At 59.9% G+C, this 20,997-nt stretch carries 20 protein-coding genes; 12 read left to right on the top strand and 8 right to left on the bottom strand.

What is annotated here, in order from left to right; translation table 11 throughout:
• The first annotated feature begins 4 nt into the window (after positions 1-4).
• From U5A05_RS07725 to U5A05_RS07715, 3 genes are all read left to right on the top strand, one after another.
• A complete protein-coding gene (locus U5A05_RS07725; protein WP_321836059.1) occupies positions 5-1,117 on the top strand; it encodes a DUF2817 domain-containing protein in 1,113 nt (370 codons plus the stop codon).
• A 257-nt stretch (positions 1,118-1,374) separates the two neighbouring features.
• Complete coding sequence (locus U5A05_RS07720) at positions 1,375-2,430, top strand: aromatic ring-hydroxylating dioxygenase subunit alpha (RefSeq protein WP_261741526.1); 1,056 nt, start codon at positions 1,375-1,377, stop codon at positions 2,428-2,430.
• A gap of 1 nt (position 2,431) precedes the next feature.
• Entirely contained in the window at positions 2,432-3,529 is a 1,098-nt protein-coding gene (locus U5A05_RS07715; protein WP_321836058.1) for a 2Fe-2S iron-sulfur cluster-binding protein, read from the top strand.
• Between the two features lie 49 nt (positions 3,530-3,578).
• Here U5A05_RS07715 and U5A05_RS07710 read toward each other — a convergent pair whose 3' ends face one another.
• Positions 3,579-3,860, bottom strand: coding sequence for a GNAT family N-acetyltransferase (locus U5A05_RS07710; protein WP_019827604.1), 282 nt, complete (start codon positions 3,858-3,860; stop codon positions 3,579-3,581).
• Positions 3,861-4,365: 505 nt separating this feature from the next.
• Between U5A05_RS07710 and oprI the strand changes: the two genes are divergently transcribed.
• Entirely contained in the window at positions 4,366-4,617 is a 252-nt protein-coding gene (gene oprI / locus U5A05_RS07705) for an outer membrane lipoprotei OprI (protein ID WP_003172710.1), read from the top strand.
• Positions 4,618-4,744: 127 nt separating this feature from the next.
• Here the strand turns inward: oprI and U5A05_RS07700 are convergent, their stop codons facing one another.
• The 3 genes from U5A05_RS07700 to U5A05_RS07690 all read right to left on the bottom strand — a co-directional run bounded on the left by U5A05_RS07700 (position 4,745) and on the right by U5A05_RS07690 (position 6,845).
• Positions 4,745-5,770 carry a L,D-transpeptidase family protein gene (locus tag U5A05_RS07700; RefSeq protein WP_261741524.1) on the bottom strand — a complete coding sequence of 342 codons (1,026 nt, stop codon included), beginning with the start codon at positions 5,768-5,770 and terminating at the stop codon, positions 4,745-4,747.
• 117 nt (positions 5,771-5,887) lie between these two features.
• Positions 5,888-6,181 (bottom strand): hypothetical protein, encoded by a 294-nt coding sequence (locus tag U5A05_RS07695; RefSeq protein ID WP_003446817.1) that lies wholly within the window; start codon positions 6,179-6,181, stop codon positions 5,888-5,890.
• A gap of 58 nt (positions 6,182-6,239) precedes the next feature.
• Positions 6,240-6,845, bottom strand: a complete 606-nt coding sequence (locus U5A05_RS07690) for an arylesterase (protein WP_261741523.1) — start codon at positions 6,843-6,845, stop codon at positions 6,240-6,242.
• 10 nt (positions 6,846-6,855) lie between these two features.
• Between U5A05_RS07690 and U5A05_RS07685 the strand changes: the two genes are divergently transcribed.
• Genes U5A05_RS07685 through greB form a run of 3 tightly spaced genes read left to right on the top strand, consistent with a single transcriptional unit; the run spans position 6,856 to position 10,575 of the window.
• Positions 6,856-7,539, top strand: a complete 684-nt coding sequence (locus tag U5A05_RS07685; RefSeq protein WP_321836057.1) for an ABC transporter ATP-binding protein — start codon at positions 6,856-6,858, stop codon at positions 7,537-7,539.
• Positions 7,539-10,043 carry an ABC transporter permease gene (locus tag U5A05_RS07680; RefSeq protein ID WP_321836056.1) on the top strand — a complete coding sequence of 835 codons (2,505 nt, stop codon included), beginning with the start codon at positions 7,539-7,541 and terminating at the stop codon, positions 10,041-10,043. Before U5A05_RS07685 ends, U5A05_RS07680 begins: the two co-directional genes overlap by 1 nt.
• Before the next feature lie 34 nt (positions 10,044-10,077).
• On the top strand, positions 10,078-10,575 hold the full coding sequence (gene greB, locus U5A05_RS07675; protein ID WP_261741520.1) for a transcription elongation factor GreB: 498 nt from the start codon (positions 10,078-10,080) through the stop codon (positions 10,573-10,575).
• A 3-nt stretch (positions 10,576-10,578) separates the two neighbouring features.
• On the opposite strand, the gene U5A05_RS07670 is transcribed toward greB, so the two are convergent.
• Positions 10,579-11,352, bottom strand: coding sequence for an AraC family transcriptional regulator (locus U5A05_RS07670; protein WP_321836494.1), 774 nt, complete (start codon positions 11,350-11,352; stop codon positions 10,579-10,581).
• A 203-nt stretch (positions 11,353-11,555) separates the two neighbouring features.
• On the opposite strand from U5A05_RS07670, the gene U5A05_RS07665 reads away from it, so the two are divergent.
• The 5 genes from U5A05_RS07665 to U5A05_RS07645 all read left to right on the top strand — a co-directional run bounded on the left by U5A05_RS07665 (position 11,556) and on the right by U5A05_RS07645 (position 18,183).
• Positions 11,556-13,199 (top strand): APC family permease, encoded by a 1,644-nt coding sequence (locus tag U5A05_RS07665; protein WP_261741519.1) that lies wholly within the window; start codon positions 11,556-11,558, stop codon positions 13,197-13,199.
• A gap of 54 nt (positions 13,200-13,253) precedes the next feature.
• A complete protein-coding gene (locus tag U5A05_RS07660) occupies positions 13,254-14,180 on the top strand; it encodes a 4-hydroxyproline epimerase (RefSeq protein ID WP_261741518.1) in 927 nt (308 codons plus the stop codon).
• Positions 14,181-14,227: 47 nt separating this feature from the next.
• Positions 14,228-15,175 carry a dihydrodipicolinate synthase family protein gene (locus U5A05_RS07655; RefSeq protein ID WP_261741517.1) on the top strand — a complete coding sequence of 316 codons (948 nt, stop codon included), beginning with the start codon at positions 14,228-14,230 and terminating at the stop codon, positions 15,173-15,175.
• 148 nt (positions 15,176-15,323) lie between these two features.
• On the top strand, positions 15,324-16,913 hold the full coding sequence (locus U5A05_RS07650; RefSeq protein WP_261741516.1) for an aldehyde dehydrogenase (NADP(+)): 1,590 nt from the start codon (positions 15,324-15,326) through the stop codon (positions 16,911-16,913).
• Positions 16,906-18,183 carry an NAD(P)/FAD-dependent oxidoreductase gene (locus U5A05_RS07645; RefSeq protein ID WP_261741515.1) on the top strand — a complete coding sequence of 426 codons (1,278 nt, stop codon included), beginning with the start codon at positions 16,906-16,908 and terminating at the stop codon, positions 18,181-18,183. The genes U5A05_RS07650 and U5A05_RS07645 overlap by 8 nt, the downstream gene beginning before the upstream one ends.
• A gap of 170 nt (positions 18,184-18,353) precedes the next feature.
• Here U5A05_RS07645 and U5A05_RS07640 read toward each other — a convergent pair whose 3' ends face one another.
• From U5A05_RS07640 to U5A05_RS07630, 3 genes are all read right to left on the bottom strand, one after another.
• Positions 18,354-18,662 carry a class I SAM-dependent methyltransferase gene (locus tag U5A05_RS07640; RefSeq protein WP_261741514.1) on the bottom strand — a complete coding sequence of 103 codons (309 nt, stop codon included), beginning with the start codon at positions 18,660-18,662 and terminating at the stop codon, positions 18,354-18,356.
• Between the two features lie 241 nt (positions 18,663-18,903).
• The gene (locus U5A05_RS07635; protein ID WP_261741513.1) at positions 18,904-19,338 is read right to left on the bottom strand and encodes a DoxX family protein; all 435 of its coding nucleotides are present in this window, start codon (positions 19,336-19,338) and stop codon (positions 18,904-18,906) included.
• Positions 19,339-19,441: 103 nt separating this feature from the next.
• Positions 19,442-20,860, bottom strand: coding sequence for an MltF family protein (locus U5A05_RS07630; RefSeq protein WP_321836055.1), 1,419 nt, complete (start codon positions 20,858-20,860; stop codon positions 19,442-19,444).
• Between the last annotated feature and the right edge of the window lie 137 nt (positions 20,861-20,997).

The raw sequence follows: 20,997 nt of genomic DNA, 5'->3' as shown, positions 1-20,997 counted from the left end.
AGGCATGACCACAGGTTTCCCTTCACACCGCAGTTTTGCCCACCAGCGGGAACAATTTCTGGCTGCGGCCAACGAAGCTGGCGCGCAACTTCATGAGTATCCCCATCCACTACGCGGCCCATTTGGCGAGGCACTGAGCACCGACGGCGCGCTGATCGGCAACCCCCAGGCCAAACACCTGCTGGTAGCCCTGAGCGGCACCCACGGCGTGGAAGGCTATTACGGCTCGGACTGTCAGCGTCAATGGCTGCACGACTTGCGCGAGCGCAGCCTGCCCGAGGATGTCGCGGTGTTGATGATTCACTTGATCAACCCGTGGGGCACGGCCTGGATGCGCCGGGTTAACGAAGACAATATCGACCTCAATCGCAACTACCTGGACTTCAATCAGGCAGCGCCCGACAACCAGCCTTACGAAGCACTGCACGCGATCTATACCTGCGACCAACTGCGCGGCCCGCACCGCGAGCAGGCGGATGCCCTGCTCAATGAGCGGGTGCAACGTGAAGGCTGGTCGGCGGTGATGTCGATTGTCGAAGCGGGCCAGTATCGCCATCCCGATGGGCTGTTTTACGGCGGTAACGCTGCCAGTTGGTCGAACCGGACGCTGCACCGCATTCTGCAGGAGCATCTGGGGCACGCCAGCAGCGTCATGTGCTTCGACCTGCACACCGGGGCCGGTGAGTACGGCCATCCGATGCTGATGACCATCGCCCAGGCCCCTTACCCGGCACTGAAAGATGCCCAGCGTCTGTTCGGTCCGTGGCTGTACACCTTGATGACCGGTGCTGGTAGCCACAGCGACACGGGGGTGGCCGCCACCGCCACCGGTTACACCTCACAGGCCATCATTGATGCCCTGCCCCAAGTGCAACTGATGCCGTTTGTGATCGAGTGCGGCACCTACCCCGGCGAGCAGATTCATACGGTGTTGCGCGACGATCAGTGGCTGCATTTGCACGGCGACCTGTTCAGCCCCGAGGCGCGACAGATCAAACTCAAACTGCTGGAGCAATTCTTCCCGGCCGACCCTGACTGGCAAGAGCTGGTCTGGGTGCGTACGCGGCAGATCTGGGAGCGGGCGCTGGAAGAGCTGACCAAGTCAGCTACACCATAAATCCTGTAGCCGCTGCCGCAGAGAGACTTCAAGCGTGGGAGCGAGCCTGCTCGCGAAGATCATTCGCGAGCAGGCTCGCTCCCACTGGGGCTTGATCTGGAACAGAGTATCTACAGGGGTGTATTCGACCAACGTCATCAGTTAAGTAAATCTAAACAAAACAACAGATTTACCCATCTATTCTTACTCAAGCGCTCCCTCTTATTCTGGTCTCGTCCTCGCACAGGGCATATACCAGAATAATAAGGAGAGACCGCATGTTTATGCGCAACGCGTGGTACGTCGCAGCCAGTGAAACCGAGTTGGGTGAGGAGTTGCTTGCCGTCAAGTTGCTCAACGAGTCCGTGGTGCTGTATCGCAAGGGCGATGGCACCCCGGTTGCCCTGGAGGATGCCTGCCCGCACCGCAAGTTGCCGCTGTCGTTGGGCCGACGCAAGGGCGATGACATCGAATGCGGCTATCACGGCCTGACGTTCGACTGCTCCGGCAGTTGCGTCAAGGCCCCCGGCAGCAGCCATGTCCCCAAGGGCGCAAAAGTGCGCAGCTATCCGCTGCAAGTGCGCTACGGCCTGATCTGGATCTGGATGGGCGATGCCGAACTGGCCGATGCCGACAAGATTTGCCAGGTACCCGAATGGGACGATCCGGCCTGGGGACTCAACCGTGGCGACAGCATGCTTATCCCGTGCAACTATCTGTACATGACCGACAACCTGCTTGATCCGTCCCATGTGGCGTGGGTCCATCAGTCATCTTTTGGCAACGCCGCCTGCGCCCAGGAGCCGCTGCAAACCCGGGTCAGCGATGTCGGCGTAATCGTTTCGCGCTGGATGCGTGACGTTGAAGTTGCGCCCTTCTATGCCAAGTTCGTCAAATTCAGCGGCAACTGCGATCGCAAGCAACACTACGAAGTCCACTACCCCGCGCAGGCCATTATCAAGGCCATCTTCACCCCCGCGGGCACCGGTAGCGATGATGGCGAGCTGCATGAGCAGGTGTTCCTGATGAACTCCTATAACTTCATGACCCCCATCGACGAATCGAACACGCGCTATTACTGGTTTCAGGTGCGCAATTTCGATCAGGACAACCCGGATATTTCCCGTCAGTTTGATGAAGACGTACGCCACGCGTTTGCCGAAGACCGGATTGTGCTCAGCGCAGTCCATCAAGGCATGACCCACAAGCGCAGCCCCAATATTGACCTGGCTTCAGACGCGGGCCCACTGCGGTTTCGGCGTAACCTGGCGCGCTTGATTGCACTTGAGCAACCGGAACAGCTGATCCCGCTGATGCCTGCAGTGGAGGCCTGAGATGAGTACGCAAACACCGGGGTTCAGTGCCTGGCGGGTGATCGACAAGCAACCGGAAAGCGCCATCATCACCTCCTTCGTGCTGGCACCTGCGGACGGTATCAGCCGTCTGGATTTTCGCCCAGGGCAGTTCCTCACCCTGCGCCTGACTCTGGCAAACAACAGCACGTTGCTGCGCAACTACAGCTTCAGCGCCTGCGCCGCCAAACCGGGCCAGGTGCGGATTTCGGTCAAGCGCGAACCGGCGCCCCTTGACCAGCCTCAACTGCCGCCGGGGCTGGGCTCCAACCACCTGCATGACTGCGTACAGACGGGCGATTTGCTGCAAGTCGCAGGCCCGTCCGGAACCTTTGTGCTGGATGAACTCAGTACCCGCCCCGTGCTGTTGTTCAGCGGCGGGGTTGGCCTGACGCCGATGGTCAGCATGCTCCACAGCCTGAGCCGCGACTCAAGCCGCGCCGTATATTTTGTGCATGCCTGCGAAAACAGCACGGTACATGCCCTGCGCGATGAAGTCCTGGCCCTGGCCGACCGGCGCCCGGGTATCAACGTGCATTTTTGCTATCGCACCCCCGGCGCAGACGACCGGAGTCGTTACCATAGCGAAGGCCTGATTACCCGCCAGACCCTGCAACAGTTGCTGCCGCTGGACGACTACGATGTCTACCTGTGCGGCCCACGCCCGTTCATGCAAGCGAACTGGCGCCTGTTGCGCAGCCTGGGGGTCGCCAGGGAACGTATCCACTATGAGTTCTTTGGCCCGGCTGCCGTGCTTGAAGAAGACGAGGTCAGCCCGCTGGCAGCACCTGTCAGTCCACCAACCGCACAGCGTCCGGAAGCCGACACGCTGAGCGTGTGCTTTATGCCGTCCGGTACTCGGGTGGTGTGGGATGAAAACTGTCACTCGCTACTGGAGTTGGCCGAGCAGGCAGGCCTTGAGCCCGCCTTCAACTGCCGGGCGGGGCTGTGCAACACCTGCCAGGTACGACTGCAGGAGGGAACCGTGGAGTATCTGGAGGAACCGCTGGAGGCACCGCAACATGGCGACATCCTGCTGTGTTGTACTCGCCCCACCAGCGCGATCACCGTGCAGTTATAGCCGCACACAAAAACGCCGGGGCGTGCCCGGCGTTTTTGTGAATCTGCTTTCAGGTGTTGGCTTGAGGGCGCTTGTGGCGCTCCATGTAGCGCTCAACATAAGAACATGAGGGGATCACCTCATAGCCCATCTTGTCGGCGTAATCGAGCGCCTGCTCTGTCAATGCTGCCGCAATACCCCGACCACGCAAGGCGTTGGGCACGAACGTGCGATAGATATCCAGAGTCTGCTTGCCCAGATCCATGTAGGTCAGGTAAGCACGATGACCGTCGACAGTGGTCTCAAACTGGTGACCTGCCTGGTCATGGTGGATAGACAACGCCTCGCTCATCATTGCTCCTTCGCGGGTCTCGAACCGTGACCCCTACCTTACTGATGTTTTTCCGCCGAGGGAACTACTACGCCATCGCCCACACTGCCAACACGCGACAGGTCGACAGGTCGACAGGACTGAGCAAAGAGTAGCCACTCTCAAGGCAAATGTTCAATTCATGCGATCGGCAGTTGTCAGCAGAATAAGCCTGCCCAAACGTTTCGTCAGCCCGATAACCCGAAAGAAGCCCTGAACATTTTTCGGAAGGTTGAGGCTATGACGTAGACGCGCATTTAAAGTCACGTACTGGCAACACCGGCATGGCATTGCGTAACACTTGAAACTGACTGTTTTACAAACACAATCTGTTAAAGCTAGCCCATCAACAATGCTTTCCAATTATTTTTTTTGGTTCTTGCGCTAGGTCATTTTACTTACTACAAGTAATGGGTACTATGTACGCCGGCTGTTTCCTCACTTTGAAGGAACAGCTTTAATTAGAAAGTCCTTGAAGGGGAACACGATGAACAACGTTCTGAAATTCTCTGCTCTGGCATTGGCCGCAGTTCTGGCTACCGGTTGCAGCAGCGTATCTAAAGAAACTGAAGCCCGTCTGACTGCAACTGAAGATGCAGCAGCTCGCTCCCAGGCTCGTGCTGACGAAGCCTACCGTAAAGCTGACGAAGCTCTGGCTGCTGCTCAAAAAGCACAACAGACTGCTGATGAAGCTAACGAGCGCGCTCTGCGCATGCTTGAAAAAGCAAGCCGCAAGTAATAGTCCTTCGGGATTGTTACCAAGCCGACCTATTTTTAGGTCGGCTTTTTTATTGCCTGCCAGCGACTAAACAGGCAATAAAAAGCCGCCGAGGTTAATAACCGCGGCGGCTTTTTTTAGTGCGTTTTTACTGCACGTAGTCCAGCGACTGGCCGACGGCCACTGAGTTGGATACACCGATTTCTGCCGGTATGCCCGTCTCGGCACCCACTACCGGGAACGCCTTGTCCTTGTCTATCTGGACTTTGTTTTCCAGGTCTTTGTGCTTGAGCAGAAAGTTGATGAAGCCTGCGTACTTGTTCTGCAAGTCTTCAGGGGTCAAGTGGGACTTGTCGCTGACCGCCAACAAGGAGCCATCCTTGACGTTCAGGGGCTCATGGACCTCGAGGAAAACCTTGCCGCCACTGACGCCAATCTTGTACGGCTCGTTGATGATTCTTACCGGCGTACCGACAGGCACCATGCGCGACATTTCAAGAACGTTCTGGTTGAGCATGCGGAAACAGCCATGGCTGGTCCCGGTGCCAATACCGAACTTCGCGTTCGAGCCATGGATCAGGTAGCCCGGCATGCCAAGCGTGAACTTGAACGGGCCCAACGGATTATCAGGGCCTGCAGGCACCACGTTCGGCAGCGGATCGCCATTTTTGGCGTGCTCTGCCTTGATCGAAGCCGGTGGGGTCCAGGTTGGATTAGGCGTCTTGGCGGTGACCTTGGTCTGACCTAAAGGCGAACCCCAGCCTTCACGGCCAATCCCCAGCGGAAAGGTGTAAACCTTGTTCTGGTCTTTGGGGAAGTAGTACAACCGGTACTCGGCCAGGTTGATCACGATCCCTTCACGCTTGCCCGGCGGCAGGATGAACTGGGTCGGCAACACGATATCGGTGTCGACTATGGTGCCATCCAGGTTCTTCTTGACCGGCAACCAGGCATCAATCCCAGGGTTGGCAGCGATCATTTCCGAGTAACCCAGTTCGTACTTGTTGCCCAGATCAGCGAAGGAGTCTTCGTACTTGCCCTTGATCACCTGCACCTCGCCGACGACATCTTCGCCAGGCGGTGGCAACGGGAATTCAAGCGCGACAGCGGGACCCGCAACACAAAGTGCGGCAACTGACAGGTAGCGGGTGACGGCAGGTAGGCGCGACAACATCCGGAACATCCTTCGCATAATCAACGGGGGACAAAAAAGGGAGTGTACACCGCGCCCGCAGGGATCGCGGGCCGGTTAAGACGTCAAACACGTAACATCATAGTTCAAAGCGCAACTCTACAGCTCGAAGCGCAACTCTGGCCAGATAGGCTCGGTGCCACGGCGCTGCGACTCGATAATTGCCCGGCACAGCGGGCACAGCCGATGGTCTTGAAAGACCTTGCGCGTGACATCCGACCAGCGCGGCTGTGCTGGCAGCAATGAGCCGCACAACGTACGGTCAATGGTGCCTCCCAGCTCCAGTTGACGCGTCACCAGATGCACCCGTACCTCCTGGCAGGCGAACAAATCGAGCTGCTCATCGGGCTCGATCAGTTGATAGGCATATAAAGACCAGGCAGGACGCGACATCAGGGGCTCCAAATCGGGGGGGCGCCACCTTAGCCGAAACACTGCCACTAGAAAAGCATCAAAGCAGGGGTTTTAGCGCCGGCCACACATTATCCAGCAAAAGCCCCTGCGCTCCGACCGCCGGGTGGATGCCATCGGCTTGCATCAACTCGGGTTTTCCCCCTACGCCCTCAAGGAAAAATGGCACCAGCACGACGTTTTTTTCCTTACCCAGTTCGGTATAAACCGCAGCAAATGCCTGGGTATATCGCGCACCATAATTGGGCGGCAACTGCATCCCCAGCAGTAGCACCTTGGCACCCGATTTTTGCGAGGCATCAATCATCCCCGCAAGATTTTGTTTCAATTGCGCTGGCAACTGGCCACGCAGACCGTCATTACCACCCAGCTCCACAATAACCACCTCGGGCTTATGCTCTGCAAGCAGCGCGGGCAGCCGCGCCAGCCCTCCAGCGCTGGTGTCGCCACTGATCGAAGCATTGACTACCTTGTCGTCGTATCCTTGCTCCACAAGCCGCTGTTTGAGCAGCGACACCCATCCCAGACGGGTATCCAGGCCGAAAGCCGCGCTGATACTATCGCCAACGATCAAGATTGTTCCCGCCGTTGCCGTCTGCGCCATGCACATCAGGGCCAGAGCAGCACTTAAAAACCACACACGCATTGGATTCTCCATGGGCGAAAGTATTCTCACCGCGAAGAACCTTAGCAAAGTGGTTCCCAGCGCGGAAGGCGAGTTAACCATCCTCCACCCCCTGAGCCTAGAGCTGAACAAGGGCGACAGCCTGGCGATTGTCGGCGCATCCGGTTCCGGCAAGTCCACATTGCTGGGCTTGCTCGCAGGCCTGGACCTGCCCAGTCAGGGCGAAGTGATCCTGGCCGGACGCGCCCTGAGCACGCTGGATGAAGACCAGCGCGCACGGGTGCGAGCCGAACACGTGGGTTTTGTGTTCCAGTCGTTCCAACTGCTCGACAGCCTCAATGCCCTGGAAAACGTCATGCTGCCGCTGGAGCTGGATGGCCGCAAAGATGCCCGTGAGCATGCCCGGCATCTGCTTGAGCGGGTCGGCCTGGGCCAACGCCTGAGCCACTCACCGCGCCAGCTGTCCGGCGGCGAACAACAACGTGTCGCCATAGCCCGGGCGTTTGCAGCCAACCCGGATGTGCTGTTTGCCGATGAACCCACCGGTAACCTGGACAGCCACACCGGCGAGCGCATCACCGACCTGCTCTTTGAACTGAACAAGGAAAGCGGCACCACCCTGGTGCTGGTGACCCACGACGAACGCCTGGCACATCGTTGCCGGCGCCTGATCCGCCTTGAAGCTGGCCATCTGGTCGGCCCTCTGGAGCCCTGATGGCACGTTTGCCGCTATTGCGCCTGCTAAGCCTCGCCGTACGCCAATTGCTGCGCGATGCCCGCGCGGGTGAGTTGCGCGTGCTGTTCTTTGCCCTGCTGGTCGCGGTCGCGGCCAGTACCGCCATCGGCTACTTCGGGGCCCGTCTCAATGGCGCGATGCTGTTGCGCGCTACCGAATTCCTCGGCGCCGACCTGGTGCTTGATGGCAGCTCCCCTGCCCGCGAAGAACAAATCAAGATCGGCACCGATCTGCAGCTCCAGCATGCCCGGGTGGTCGAGTTTGCTAGCGTGATTGCCACCGACAACGGCATCCAGCTCTCCAGCATCAAGGCGGCAGACGCTGCATACCCGTTGCGCGGCGAACTGAAAAGCGCCCCCCAGCCCTACGCCGAAGAGCAACCCGGCGGCGGCCCCAGCCCCGGCGAAGCCTGGGCCGAAGCACGCCTGCTCACCGCGCTGAACCTCAATGTCGGCGACGAAATCGATATCGGCTCCAAACCCGTGCGCATCACCCGCGTACTGACGTACGAGCCAGACCGTGCCGGTAACCTTTACAGCCTCACCCCGCGCGTACTGATCAATCTCGACGACCTTGCCGCTACTGGCATCGTGCAACCGGGCAGCAGGGTCACCTACCGCGAGCTGTGGCGCGGTGAAGCCCCAGCGCTTGAAGCCTATCGCCAGGTGATCAAACCCGGCCTGGAGGCCAACCAACGCCTGCTGGATGGCCGTGATGGCAACCAGCAGATCGGCGGCGCGCTGGGCAAGGCCGAGCGCTACTTGAACATGGCCAGCCTGGTGGCGGTGTTGCTTTCGGGCGTGGCCGTGGCCTTGTCTGCGACACGCTTTGCCAATCGACGCTTTGATGCCAGCGCCCTGTTGCGCTGCCTGGGCCTGTCGCGGCGCGAAACCCTGTGGCTGTTCACCCTGCAACTGACGGTACTCGGGCTGCTGGCCAGCCTTGCAGGCGCAGTGCTCGGGTGGCTGGCGCAGCTTGGGCTGTTCGCCCTGCTGCATGACTTGCTGCCTGCTGACGTGCCGCCCGGCGGCCTGATCCCGGCCATCGCCGGGATGGGCACCGGTCTGGTAGCACTCGCAGGTTTCGCCCTGCCGCCGCTGGCCGCGCTGGGTCGCGTACCGCCGCTGCGGGTATTGCGCCGCGACATGCTACCGATTCCCGCCAGCACCTGGACTGTCTACGGCGCGGCCCTGCTGGCCCTCGGACTGATCATGTGGCGCATGAGCCTCGATCTGGTGCTGACCTTCGCCCTGCTCGGTGGCGGGGTAATTGCCGCACTGGTGCTTGGCGGCATCCTGCTGCTGGGCCTGCAAAGCCTTCGCCGCCTGCTGGCACGGGCCTCACTGCCCTGGCGCCTCGGCTTGGGCCAGTTGCTGCGCCACCCGCTGGCAGCCGCAGGCCAGGCCTTGGCCTTCGGCCTGATCCTGCTGTCGATGGCACTGATCGCCCTGCTGCGTGGCGAGTTGCTCGACACTTGGCAAAACCAGTTGCCCAAGGATGCGCCCAACTACTTTGCGCTCAATATTTTACCGGCCGACAAGGACGCTTTCGGCGCCCACCTGATGACCCTTCAAGCCCAGGCCGCGCCCTTGTATCCAGTGATTCCTGGGCGTTTGATCAGTATCAACGGCGAACCGGTGCAAGACATCGTCAGCAAGGACTCCAGCGGCGACAAAGCCACTCAGCGCGACCTGAGCCTGACCTGGGCCGCTAACCTGCCAGCCGACAACGAACTGACCGCAGGCACCTGGTGGACCCAACAGCCTGCCGGGGATGTGCCTGGTGTGTCGGTCGAAGCCAAAGTCGCCGAAAGCCTGAAGCTGAAGCTGGGCGACCACTTGATGTTTACCGTTGCCGGAGTCAATCGCGAAGCTCAGGTCACCAGTTTGCGCAGCATCAACTGGGACAACTTCCAGCCCAACTTCTTCATGATCTTCCAACCGGGCACCTTGCAGGACCTGCCGGCCACTTACCTCACCAGCTTTTACCTGGCACCTGGGCACGACAAGGAAGTCATCGAACTGTCGCGCAGCTTCCCGGCCGTGACCATCCTGCCCATCGACGCCCTGCTCGAACAGCTGCGCAGCATCCTGGCGCAAGTAACCATTGCCGTGGAATACGTGCTGTTGTTTGTATTGGCGGCAGGCATGGCGGTTCTGTTTTCCGGCTTGCAATCCACCCTCGACGAACGTATTCGCCAGGGCGCCTTGCTGCGGGCATTGGGGGCCGAGCGCCAACTGCTGGTCAAGGCCCGGCGCATCGAGTTCGGCCTGCTGGGTGCCACCAGCGGCTTGCTCGCGGCACTGGGCGCCGAACTGGTCAGCCTGGTGCTGTACCGCTTCGCCTTCGACCTGCCGTGGCACCCGCATCCGTGGCTGCTGCTGTTGCCGGTACTGGGCGCCGTGATGGTCGGCGGTGCAGGTGTGTTCGGCACGCGCCGGGCACTCAATGCCAGCCCGCTAACCGTGTTGCGCGAGGGCTGATAGACTCGCGCTCTTCACTGACAACGGATTGCCCATGAGTCGCTATCGCCCTCCCCGCCCTGCCGGCACCGCGCTGATCACCCCTGAAGGTGAAGCGCGGATGCGTGCCGAATTGCACGAGCTGTGGCACGTACGCAGGCCGCAGGTCACGCAATCGGTCAGCGAGGCGGCGGCCCAGGGCGATCGCTCGGAAAACGCCGAATACACCTACGGCAAAAAAATGCTGCGCGAGATCGATAGCCGGGTGCGCTTCCTGACCAAGCGCCTTGAGAGCCTTAAGGTCGTCAGCGAAAAACCCAGCGATCCGAACAAGGTCTACTTCGGTGCCTGGGTCACCATTGAGGATGAAGACGGCAAACAGGCGCGCTATCGCATCGTCGGGCCCGATGAACTTGACCTCAAGCAAGGCCTGATCAGCATCGACTCACCTCTGGCCCGGGCGCTGATCGGCAAAGCGCTGGATGCCGAAGTACAGGTCCACACACCCACCGGGGAGCAGTGGGTGTATATCGTCGCGATTGATTACCCGTAACGCTCAGCGCGCCGTAGCCTCGCGATACTGACGCGGCGTAAAACCGGTCAATGCCTTGAACTGGCGTGTGAATGCACTGTGGTCGGTGTAGCCGCATTGCAAGGCGACTTCAGTGATGGGGATCTCGGTCAGCAGCAGCCTATGGGCATGCTCAAGGCGGACCTTCTGGATCATCTGCCGTGGCGTCAGGTGGAACACCCGTTTGCAGTACCTCTCCAGTTGCGCCACCGATATACCGGCAATCCGCGTCAGCTCGCCCAACGTGACGCGACGATTGAAGTGCGCGCGAATGTGCTCATCCACCGCCGCTAGCCGCTGATAGGCCGGATGGGTGTCGCTGGCCGATTGCAGGTCCACCGAAATCCCGACCAGGCCGATGATCTCTCCCATGCGGTTGTACAGCGGTCGCTTGTGGGTCAGGCACCAACCCGGCTCACGGCTCCCGTACAAATGCAGTTCCAACTGGTCTTCCAGCACCAGGCCCTGCTCCAGCACCCGTCGATCCTGTTCGGTATAGCCAGGCCCCAATTGCTCGGGAAACACCTCGGCACTGGTTTTGCCCAGCAAGGGTTGTAGCTGTTTCAAACCGCAACGCTGCACCAGCGTGCGGTTGGCCAATACATAGCGCGCCTGAATGTCCTTGATAAAAATCGCGGCGTTGGGAATCACATCCAGCATCGGCAGCAACAGCGCCACGCCCGAGAGCAATTGTTCAAGGCTCTCGGGGCGGCTCAAGTCGCTGCCCACGCTCAGGATTGCAAAAGCATTGTGCGTTATCAATCTCACTCCCCCACTACTGGATCTGGCGATGCCCGCTGGCGTGCATTGTGCCGATTTCGTCATCGGCTTCAATGGAAAACATCAATCGCAAACCTCTTGAGACGTTCAATCTAGCGCCATTGCACACCCGCCAGTGGTTTTGGCGCAATGGCAAATGACATCACACCTGCCTAACCAATAACTCACAAAAAGGCGCCGCAATGTCAGGTAAAGGCAAATTCAAGAAACAGCTCTCACTGATGGACCTGACCTTTATCGGTCTGGGTGCCATCTTCGGTTCCGGCTGGTTGTTTGCAGCCAGTCACGTTTCAGCAATCGCAGGCCCTGCGGGGATTTTTTCCTGGCTGCTGGGCGGCTTTTCCGTACTGCTGCTGGGCATTGTTTACTGTGAGCTGGGCGCTGCCCTGCCACGCGCCGGTGGCGTAATCCGCTATCCGGTGTATTCCCATGGCCCGTTGCTCGGGTATTTGATGGGTTTTATTACCCTGATTGCATTCTCCAGCCTAGTGGCTATTGAAGTGGTCGCCGCCCGCCAATATGCCGCGGCATGGTTCCCCGAACTGACCAAGGCAGGCTCCAGCGATCCCTCAATCCTGGGCTGGCTCCTGCAGTTCGGCCTGCTGTGCCTGTTCTTCATGCTCAACTATCGCAGCGTGAAAACCTTTGCCATGGCCAATAACCTGGTCAGCGTGTTCAAGTTTATCGTGCCGCTGCTGGTCATCGGCGTGCTGTTCACCTTCTTCAAACCGCAAAACTTCTACTCCCAGGGCTTCGCCCCCTTCGGCCTGTCGGGCGTGCAAATGGCCGTTTCTGCAGGTGGCATTATCTTCGCCTACCTGGGGCTGACACCTATCATCTCGGTAGCCAGCGAAGTCAAAAACCCGCAACGCACCATCCCGATTGCCTTGATCCTGTCGGTTCTGCTGTCCACCGTGATATATGTGCTGTTGCAAGTAGCTTTCCTCGGCGGCGTACCTACCGAAATGCTCGCCAATGGCTGGGCCGGTGTGACCAAGGAACTGGCCTTGCCGTATCGCGACATCGCCCTGGCATTGGGTGTGGGCTGGTTGGCTTATCTGGTGGTGGCCGACGCAGTGATCTCGCCCAGTGGTTGCGGCAATATCTACATGAACGCCACGCCCCGCGTGATCTACGGCTGGGCGCAAACCGGGACATTCTTCAAGGTGTTCACCCGCATCGATGAAAAATCCGGCATCCCGCGCCCGGCGCTGTGGCTGACCTTTGGCCTGTCGGTATTCTGGACCCTGCCGTTCCCGTCCTGGGAAGCGTTGATCAACGTGGTCTCCGCAGCCCTGGTGTTGAGCTATGCCGTAGCCCCGGTGTCCGTTGCCGCGCTGCGCCGCAATGCCCCGGATATGCCGCGCCCGTTCCGGGTCAAGTGGATGAGCGTCATGGGTCCGCTGTCATTCATCATCGCCGCGCTGATCGTCTACTGGTCAGGCTGGAACACCGTGTCCTGGCTACTTGGCCTGCAAATCGTGATGTTCGTGGTGTACCTGCTGTGTGCCCGTTTTGTACCGACCAACCACCTGAGCCTGGCGCAACAAGTGCGTTCCTCCTTGTGGCTGATCGGCTTCTACGCCGTGACCATCGTACTGTCCAAACTCGGCTCCTTCGGCGGCATGGGCGTGCTCACTCACCCCTTCGACACCCTGGCCGTGGCGGTATGCGCAATGGGTATCTATTACTGGGGCGCGGCAACCGGCGTACCAGCTCACCTTGTGCGTCTGGAAGACGACGAGGAAAGCGAAGAGGCACCGCAACCTGCCCGCACCGCGCCAGCCCGACACGCCACCGGAGCATTTATCCAGACTTCGTCCTGAGACACCGTTAGCCATCGTCCTCCCAGCCGTTGTTCTCATCTAATGGATAGGTTTATGAAGCAAGTACATATCATTGATTCCCACACCGGCGGCGAACCCACTCGCCTGGTGATCAAAGGCTTCCCGCAGTTGAGCGGCCAGACCATGGTCCAGAAGCGCGATGCTTTGCGCGACCAGCATGACCAATGGCGCCGGGCCTGCCTGCTGGAGCCGCGTGGCAACGATGTACTGGTCGGTGCGCTGTACTGCGAACCGGTTTCGGCGGATGCCACCTGCGGCGTGATTTTCTTCAACAACGCCGGCTATCTCGGCATGTGCGGTCACGGCACCATCGGCCTGGTTGCCTCGTTGCACCATCTGGGCATGATCGAGGCCGGTGAGCACAAAATCGACACTCCGGTCGGCCCGGTCACTGCCACTCTGCATGCAGACGGCAGCGTCACCGTGGGCAATGTCCCCGCCTACCGCTACCGCCAGCAGGTTGCCGTTGAAGTCCCGGGGCATGGCCGTGTACACGGCGATATCGCCTGGGGCGGCAACTGGTTCTTCCTGGTATCCGATCACGGCCAAGCGCTGCAACTGGATAACGTCGAAGCCCTGACCGAGTACACCTGGGCGATGCTCAAGGCTCTGGAAGCTCAGGGTATCCACGGCGAAGACGGCGCTCTTATCGACCATATCGAACTGTTTGCCGACGACGACAAGGCCGATAGCCGCAACTTCGTCATGTGCCCGGGCAAAGCCTACGACCGCTCGCCGTGCGGCACGGGCACCAGCGCCAAGCTGGCGTGCCTGGCGGCTGATGGAAAACTGGCCCCCGGCGAGCCTTGGGTGCAAGCCAGCATCACCGCCAGCCAGTTTGTCGGCAGCTATCAATGGGAAGGCGAACGCATTCGCCCGTTCATTACCGGCCAGGCCTACATGACCGCCGACAGCACGCTGCTGATCGACGAACAAGACCCTTTCGCGTGGGGCATTTAAGCCTCCCGCTGCACACATCCGAATAAACGACTCCAGGAGTTACAACAATGAGCGATAACATTTTCACCGGTTGCATGCCTGCCCTGATGACCCCGTGCACCGCCCAGCGCAAGCCGGACTTCGACGCGCTGGTGGCCAAGGGGCGCGAGCTGATCGATATCGGCATGAGCGCCGTCGTGTACTGCGGCTCCATGGGTGACTGGCCTTTGCTGACCGAAGCCGAGCGCCAGGAAGGCGTGGCACGCCTGGTGGCTGCAGGCATTCCGACCATCGTCGGCACCGGCGCCGTAAACAGCCGCGAAGCGGTGTCCCATGCGGCACACGCGGCCAAGGTCGGCGCCCAGGGCCTGATGGTGATTCCACGCCTGCTGTCCCGTGCGGCCTCGCCTGCTGCGCAAAAAGCCCACTTCGCCGCCATCCTCGAGGCTGCTCCTGAGCTGCCAGCGGTGATCTACAACAGCCCTTACTACGGCTTCGCCACCCGCGCCGACCTGTTCTTCGAACTGCGCCGCGAATACCCGAACCTGATCGGCTTCAAAGAGTTCGGCGGTGCGGCCGACATGCGTTACGCCGCCGAGCACATCACCTCCAAGGACGATGACGTGACCCTGATGGTCGGCGTTGACACCCAAGTGGTGCACGGTTTCGTCAATTGCAACGCCACCGGTGCCATTACCGGTATCGGTAACGCCCTGCCACGCGAAGTGCTGCAACTGGTAGCCCTGAGCAAGCAAGCAGCCACGGGCGATCCCAAGGCCCGTCGCCTGGCCCGCGAACTGGAAGCCGCCCTCGCAGTGCTGTCGTCGTTCGATGAAGGCACCGACCTGGTGCTCTATTACAAGCACCTGATGGTGCTCAATGGCGACACCGAATACAGCCTGCACTTCAATGAAACCGATGTTCTGAGTGATGCCCAGCGCAACTATGCAGAGAATCAGTACAACCTGTTCCGCCAGTGGTACAAAAACTGGTCTGCAGAACAGAACGTTGCCTGATCGCTCAACTCCGTTCAGTTAAACGAGCGGTGCTTCTGTGGGAGCGAGCCTGCTCGCGAAGGCCTTACCGGATAATCGCGATGTCCTTGAAACCTTCGCGAGCAGGCTCGCTCCCACACCCCCAGCCCAATTTTTTCAGGAACACGCCATGACTCTGACAGGCAACATGCTGATCGGTCAGCAAGCCATCACCGGTAGCCGCGAGGCAATTCGGGCGATCAACCCCGCCACCGGCACAGCGCTCGAACCGGCCTACCTCGGCGGTACCGGCGAACATGTCGAGCAGGCGTGCGCCTTGGCCTGGGAAGCTTTTGACAGCTTTCGCGAGACGCCACTGGCAACTCGCGCCACTTTTCTTGAAGCCATCGCCGAAGAAATCGAAGCCCTTGGCGATGAACTGATCGACCGCGCAGTCAGCGAATCAGGCCTGCCACGTCCGCGTATCCTCGGCGAACGTGGACGCACCTGCCAGCAACTGCGCACCTTTGCCCGTACCGTGCGCGCCGGCGAGTGGCTGGATGTGCGGGTCGACAACGCCTTGCCGGAGCGTCAGCCCCTGCCCCGCGCCGACCTGCGTCAACGCCAGGTACCTCTGGGGCCGGTGGCCGTATTCGGCGCCAGCAACTTCCCGTTGGCCTTCTCCGTGGCCGGCGGCGATACCGCATCAGCATTGGCTGCCGGCTGCCCGGTGGTGGTCAAGGCCCATAGCGCTCACCCCGGCACCAGCGAACTGGTTGGCCACGCGGTCGCCCGTGCGGTGACAAAATCGGGCCTGCATGCCGGCGTGTTTTCGCTGTTGTTTGGTTCCGGTCGCGAGGTGGGTGTTGCTCTGGTCAGCGACCCGCGCATCAAGGCTGTCGGCTTTACCGGCTCGCGCAGTGGTGGTCTGGCCCTGTGCAAGGCGGCCCAGGCGCGGCCCGAGCCGATCCCAGTGTATGCGGAAATGAGTTCGATCAATCCGGTACTGCTTTTCCCGGCGGCCCTGCAGGCTCGCGGCGAATCACTGGCCCAAGGCTTCGTGGCCTCCCTGACTCAAGGTGCCGGGCAGTTTTGTACTAACCCGGGCCTGGTCGTTGCACATCAAGGCCCGGCGCTGGATAAATTTATCAGCACCGCTGCCAGCCTCGTCCAGCAAAGCCCCGCACAAACCATGCTCACTCCGGGGATTTTCCAGGCCTATGAAGCTGGCGTCGGCTCGCTGCTCGAACTGAGCAGCGCACAAGAGGCCGCCGCAGGCCTTAGGGGCAACACACCAAACCAGTGCCAGACCCATTTATTTGTTACCCGGGCGCAGGACTTTCTCACCGACCCGGCGTTGCAGGCCGAGATCTTTGGAGCTGCGTCGCTGATTGTGCAATGCGCCAGTGATGACGAAATCCGCCAGGTCACCGAGCATCTGGAAGGCCAACTGACCATCACCCTGCAACTGGATGACGCGGACCTTGAAAGTGCCAGAGCCTTGCTCCCGACCTTGGAACGCAAGGCCGGGCGCCTGCTGGTCAACGGCTGGCCAACGGGGGTTGAGGTGTGCGATGCGATGGTCCACGGCGGCCCTTTCCCGGCCACCTCGGACACCCGTACAACTTCGGTAGGCACCGCAGCCATTCTGCGTTTCCTGCGACCGGTCTGCTATCAGGATTTCCCGGACAGCCTGTTGCCCACCGCCCTCAAGCATGCCAACCCTCTGCAACTGCGCCGCCTGCTCGATGGCCACAGAGAAGCTCAAGAAAATGCCTGATAACTCCACGTCTAACAGCCCACACCAGAATGCCGACATTGCGGTGGTCGGCGCTGGCATTATCGGCGTCGCCTGTGCCCTGCAACTGGCGCGCCAGGGCCTGCGAGTGGTGGTCATAGACCAGCAGGAACCGGGCCAGGGCGCATCATTCGGCAATGCCGGGCACCTGGCGACCGAACAGGTGTTCCCGATTGCCGACCTGTCGATCCTCAAGCGCTTGCCCGCCATGCTGATGGACCCCATGGGGCCCTTGCGCCTGGATTGGAAATACATGCCTCGGGCCATGCCCTGGTTCACCCGCCTGCTGCTGAACCTGCGCCCGGCACCGTTTCAACGCACCGTTGCAGGTATTCGTGCCCTCAATGAAAGCAGCCTGGGTGCCTGGCACCGGCTGCTGGAGGGCATCGATTGCCCCGGCCTGATGAAGGAAGACGGCTCGTTGCTGGTATACGAACGACCTGAATCGCGTCAGGCACTCCAGGCACTGGAGGCGCGCATGCGCCAGCAACAGGTTCCGGTTGAGTTCTGGCAGGCAAAAGCCGTGCTCGAGACTGCTCCGCAACTCAGCGAAAATATCCAGGGCGGGTTGTTTTTTCCGAGTACGGGGCATTTTATCGACCCCTACCGCGTGGTATGCGAACTGGTCAAAGCCGCCAAAAACTGCGGTGTGCAGTTCATCAAACAACAGGTAACCGGCGGGCAAATGAGCGAGGCCGGGGTTTCATTGGTGACCCCTCAGGGCCGGTTGACTGCCCGCCGGGTCGTGATCGCCTGCGGTGCCCACTCAGCGAAACTCACCAGCGCCCTGACCGGCAAGAAAGTCCCTCTGGATACCGAGCGCGGCTATCACCTGATGCTGCCCACCGAACGTGACCGGCTACCGTTTGCCGTCACCTCGCTGGAGCGCAAGTTCATCATGACCCCGATGACCGATGGGTTAAGGCTGGCGGGTACAGTTGAATTTGCGGGGCTGCAAGCGCCTGCGAACATGGAACGCGCCTGGCAGTTGCATCGCCTGAGTAAAGGGTTATTTCGCCGCGACCTGAGCGCTGAAGGCGCCACACCCTGGATGGGCTTTCGGCCATCGTTGCCCGACTCACTGCCGGTCATTGATCGGGTGTGCGACGGCAAAGTGCTGCTTGCCTTCGGCCATCAGCATCTGGGCCTGACTCAGGCAGCGGTAACGGCTGAGATGATTGCACAACTGGCATCAGCGGGCAGCACCCATGCGTTACCGGCGCTGGCGCCCTATAGACTGGACCGTTTCTGAAACAGAACGTACGTAGCAGCTGACGAGCTCCGCGAGGCTGCGTTCGGCGGCGCAGCCGTCGTAAAACCATACAACCAGGTAATTCAGATCCACGGTGATTACCGGGTTTACGACGGCTGCGCCGCCGAACGCAGCCTCGTTCCTTCGGCAGCTGCTACGGATCTAATATCTCAACGCAGGGTAATCAGCCCTTGACGGCTCACGCGGGTCAGGTTGTGAATCACCTGTGCGGCATCTTCGGCGCTGGGGGACTGGACCACTGCCAGATCAAAGCTGTCAGCGGCAAATCGCGCCAACTGATCGCCTGCTTCCACAAACTGGATCAAGAATGCCGTAGCCCGGCCTTTGCGTCGTGGCCAGCCGTCGAGGTAGCGCAACAGCGTTGGTTGGTGTTTACCGCCGAGAAGGATTTTAGGATTGCGCAGGGCCGGGCTGGCCGCAAGCGGTGCAAGACGTACCAGGGGACGTGGGTGACTCATGTGTCGGTTCTCCGCCTCAAGATTCTGCGTGGCAGGTGAGAGGCAACACCGAACCAGCGCTTTAGCGGTATTTCGAGGTTTGCTTCAAACCTCTTAGACGGTCTTGCGACCCTCTGGCGCCCCGCAAGTAGCTGTTTAAATCGGCGCAAGAAACATCCTAGATAAACCTGCTTACAACTGTCAACAGTCATCTAAAACGAAAAAGGCCCGCTCGGGCGGGCCTCTTCGAGAACACGGCACTTTAGTCGGCAATCGCACGATCAAGAGACAACTTGCCCGCGCCTTCGAACAATACCGCCACGGTGCCACCCAGCAGAGCCAGAGCAAACTCATAGCCGTTGTTGGCCATAAACAGACCGTTATGGATGTGCACTGAAAAAATCGCCACCAGCAACGTAAAAGACAAGCCCAATGCCGCAGGTCGGGCCAGTAGACCTACGATCAATGCCAGCCCCCCTAGAAACTCGGTCCCGCCCGCCATTGCCGCCATCAGCGTACCCGGTGCCAACCCAATGCTTTCCATCCATTGCGCCGTACCGGCCAGACCACCACCGCCAAACCATCCAAAAAGCTTTTGCGAACCGTGGGCAGCAAAGATGATGCCCACAAAAATGCGCAGAACCGTCAAGCCATAACCTGCGCGTGAGCCCAAAACGGTATGGATCAATTTGCTCATGGTGAAATCCTTTAGGTAATCAGTTGGGGAATGCTCGCCATACTAATCAGTTTTTATAATGTTAATAGCCTAATAAGTCCGTGATAACGATCAATTTATTAGATTATTTGCGTGTTACCAGTTCAACTTTTGTGGGTTCCAGCGAATCGCGCTCCCGGTCAAAGGCCAAATAGTATTTATTCACGCTATTAACATAGCTGACGGCACCCATTCCCACCTGTTCCATGGCAATACGTTCCACTTGAAAGAACCATTGATTGGGGTTCAGGCCACGCCGTTTGGCCTCCGCACGCATGCTCTGGACCCGCTCAGGGCCCATGTTGTAGGCCGCCAGCACGAAGGCCATGCGCTCACGCTCGTTGAGTTTGGGGCTGGCAAAGAACTTGCGACGGATCAACGCCAGGTACTTGGCCCCGGCCTGCACATTGTTATCCACGTTCTGAATATTGCTGACCCCCACCCGCTGTGCCGCCGAAGGCGTGATCTGCAACAACCCGGTCGCCCCACCAGAGCCCTTGGCGTCTGGGTCGAGGGTAGACTCCTTGAACGCCAGCGCTGCCAGATTGAGCCAGTCCATGCCCTGTTGCCGGGCATGTTTTTGCAACACAGGGCGCAATTTTTCAAGCTTTTGGCGGTCGGCACGGGCCAAGGGGTAATGCACCCGATACAAACGTCGGTATACCCGTTCAAAGGCCACATCCTGGTCGGCCGGTGCCTTATAACCGGCCAGAAAGCGATCAATACTGGCGCGCAGCATCGAGGCATCGCGGCGCACATACCAGTGCATCGCATCGGGTGCACTGACCAGCACCTTGCGGTCAAAACGCAGCTTGGGCATCAACGTGGCCCAGCGCTCGGCAATCGGCTGTTCAACAATTGTCAGATGGAAAATCCCGGCCTGAACCATCTCCAGCACGTCTTCCACCGCCAGCGTCGGGTCCACCCATTCGATTTTGACTGGCGGCAATTTGCGCAGGGCCAGCTTTTGATTGATCAAGTTGACCGACGCACCGGCCGCACTGCCTGTGGTCAGTGCCACGGTACGCCCCGATAGCTGCTCAAAACGGGTAAAACGGCGCTCGCCTTTAACCCCTACCAGCAGCAATGGGACATGGTCGATGATCGGGTCACTGGCGCTGATGGCATGGCTGGGCATGAAGTCGATCAACTCTCCCGGAGCAACCACATCGCCTTCACCCCGCGACAAGGCGCCAAGCAACTGGTCCTTGGCTTTGGGAATGATCTTGAGGGTGATTTCCTGACCATCGCGGGCGTGGCTGTTGAGGTAATGCTCAAATGCACGCAATCGATGGTACTCGACGCCAATGGACTGGCCCTGGACCTCGCCCGAACTGTTGCGGCTCTGGTTGACCAGTACTCGCAGTACCTGACTGCTGCGGATTTGCGCCAGATCGCGGACCTGACTCGGCTGCCCGACCTGTAACGGTCCAGCCAGGCGTGCCAGTGCCGGGAGTGGCAGTAGCATCAGGCACAGCGCAATCAATAGCGTCGGTCTTGTCATCCGTTCTCCGGAAAGAATACAGCCCAGCACCCTGTCGGATTACCCGACAACCGGTTGCCCCTTTTGGGGCTTTTAAGCGCTGGAATCAGCGCGCAAAACAGTCAATGCGTCCTGTGGAAAACCGGGCATTGCGTTGT

Source organism: Pseudomonas kulmbachensis (assembly GCF_963681935.1).
Taxonomy (GTDB): domain Bacteria; phylum Pseudomonadota; class Gammaproteobacteria; order Pseudomonadales; family Pseudomonadaceae; genus Aquipseudomonas; species Aquipseudomonas kulmbachensis.
Note: the sequence above shows the minus strand (reverse complement) of the source record. Positions and strands in the feature narration are given on the sequence as shown.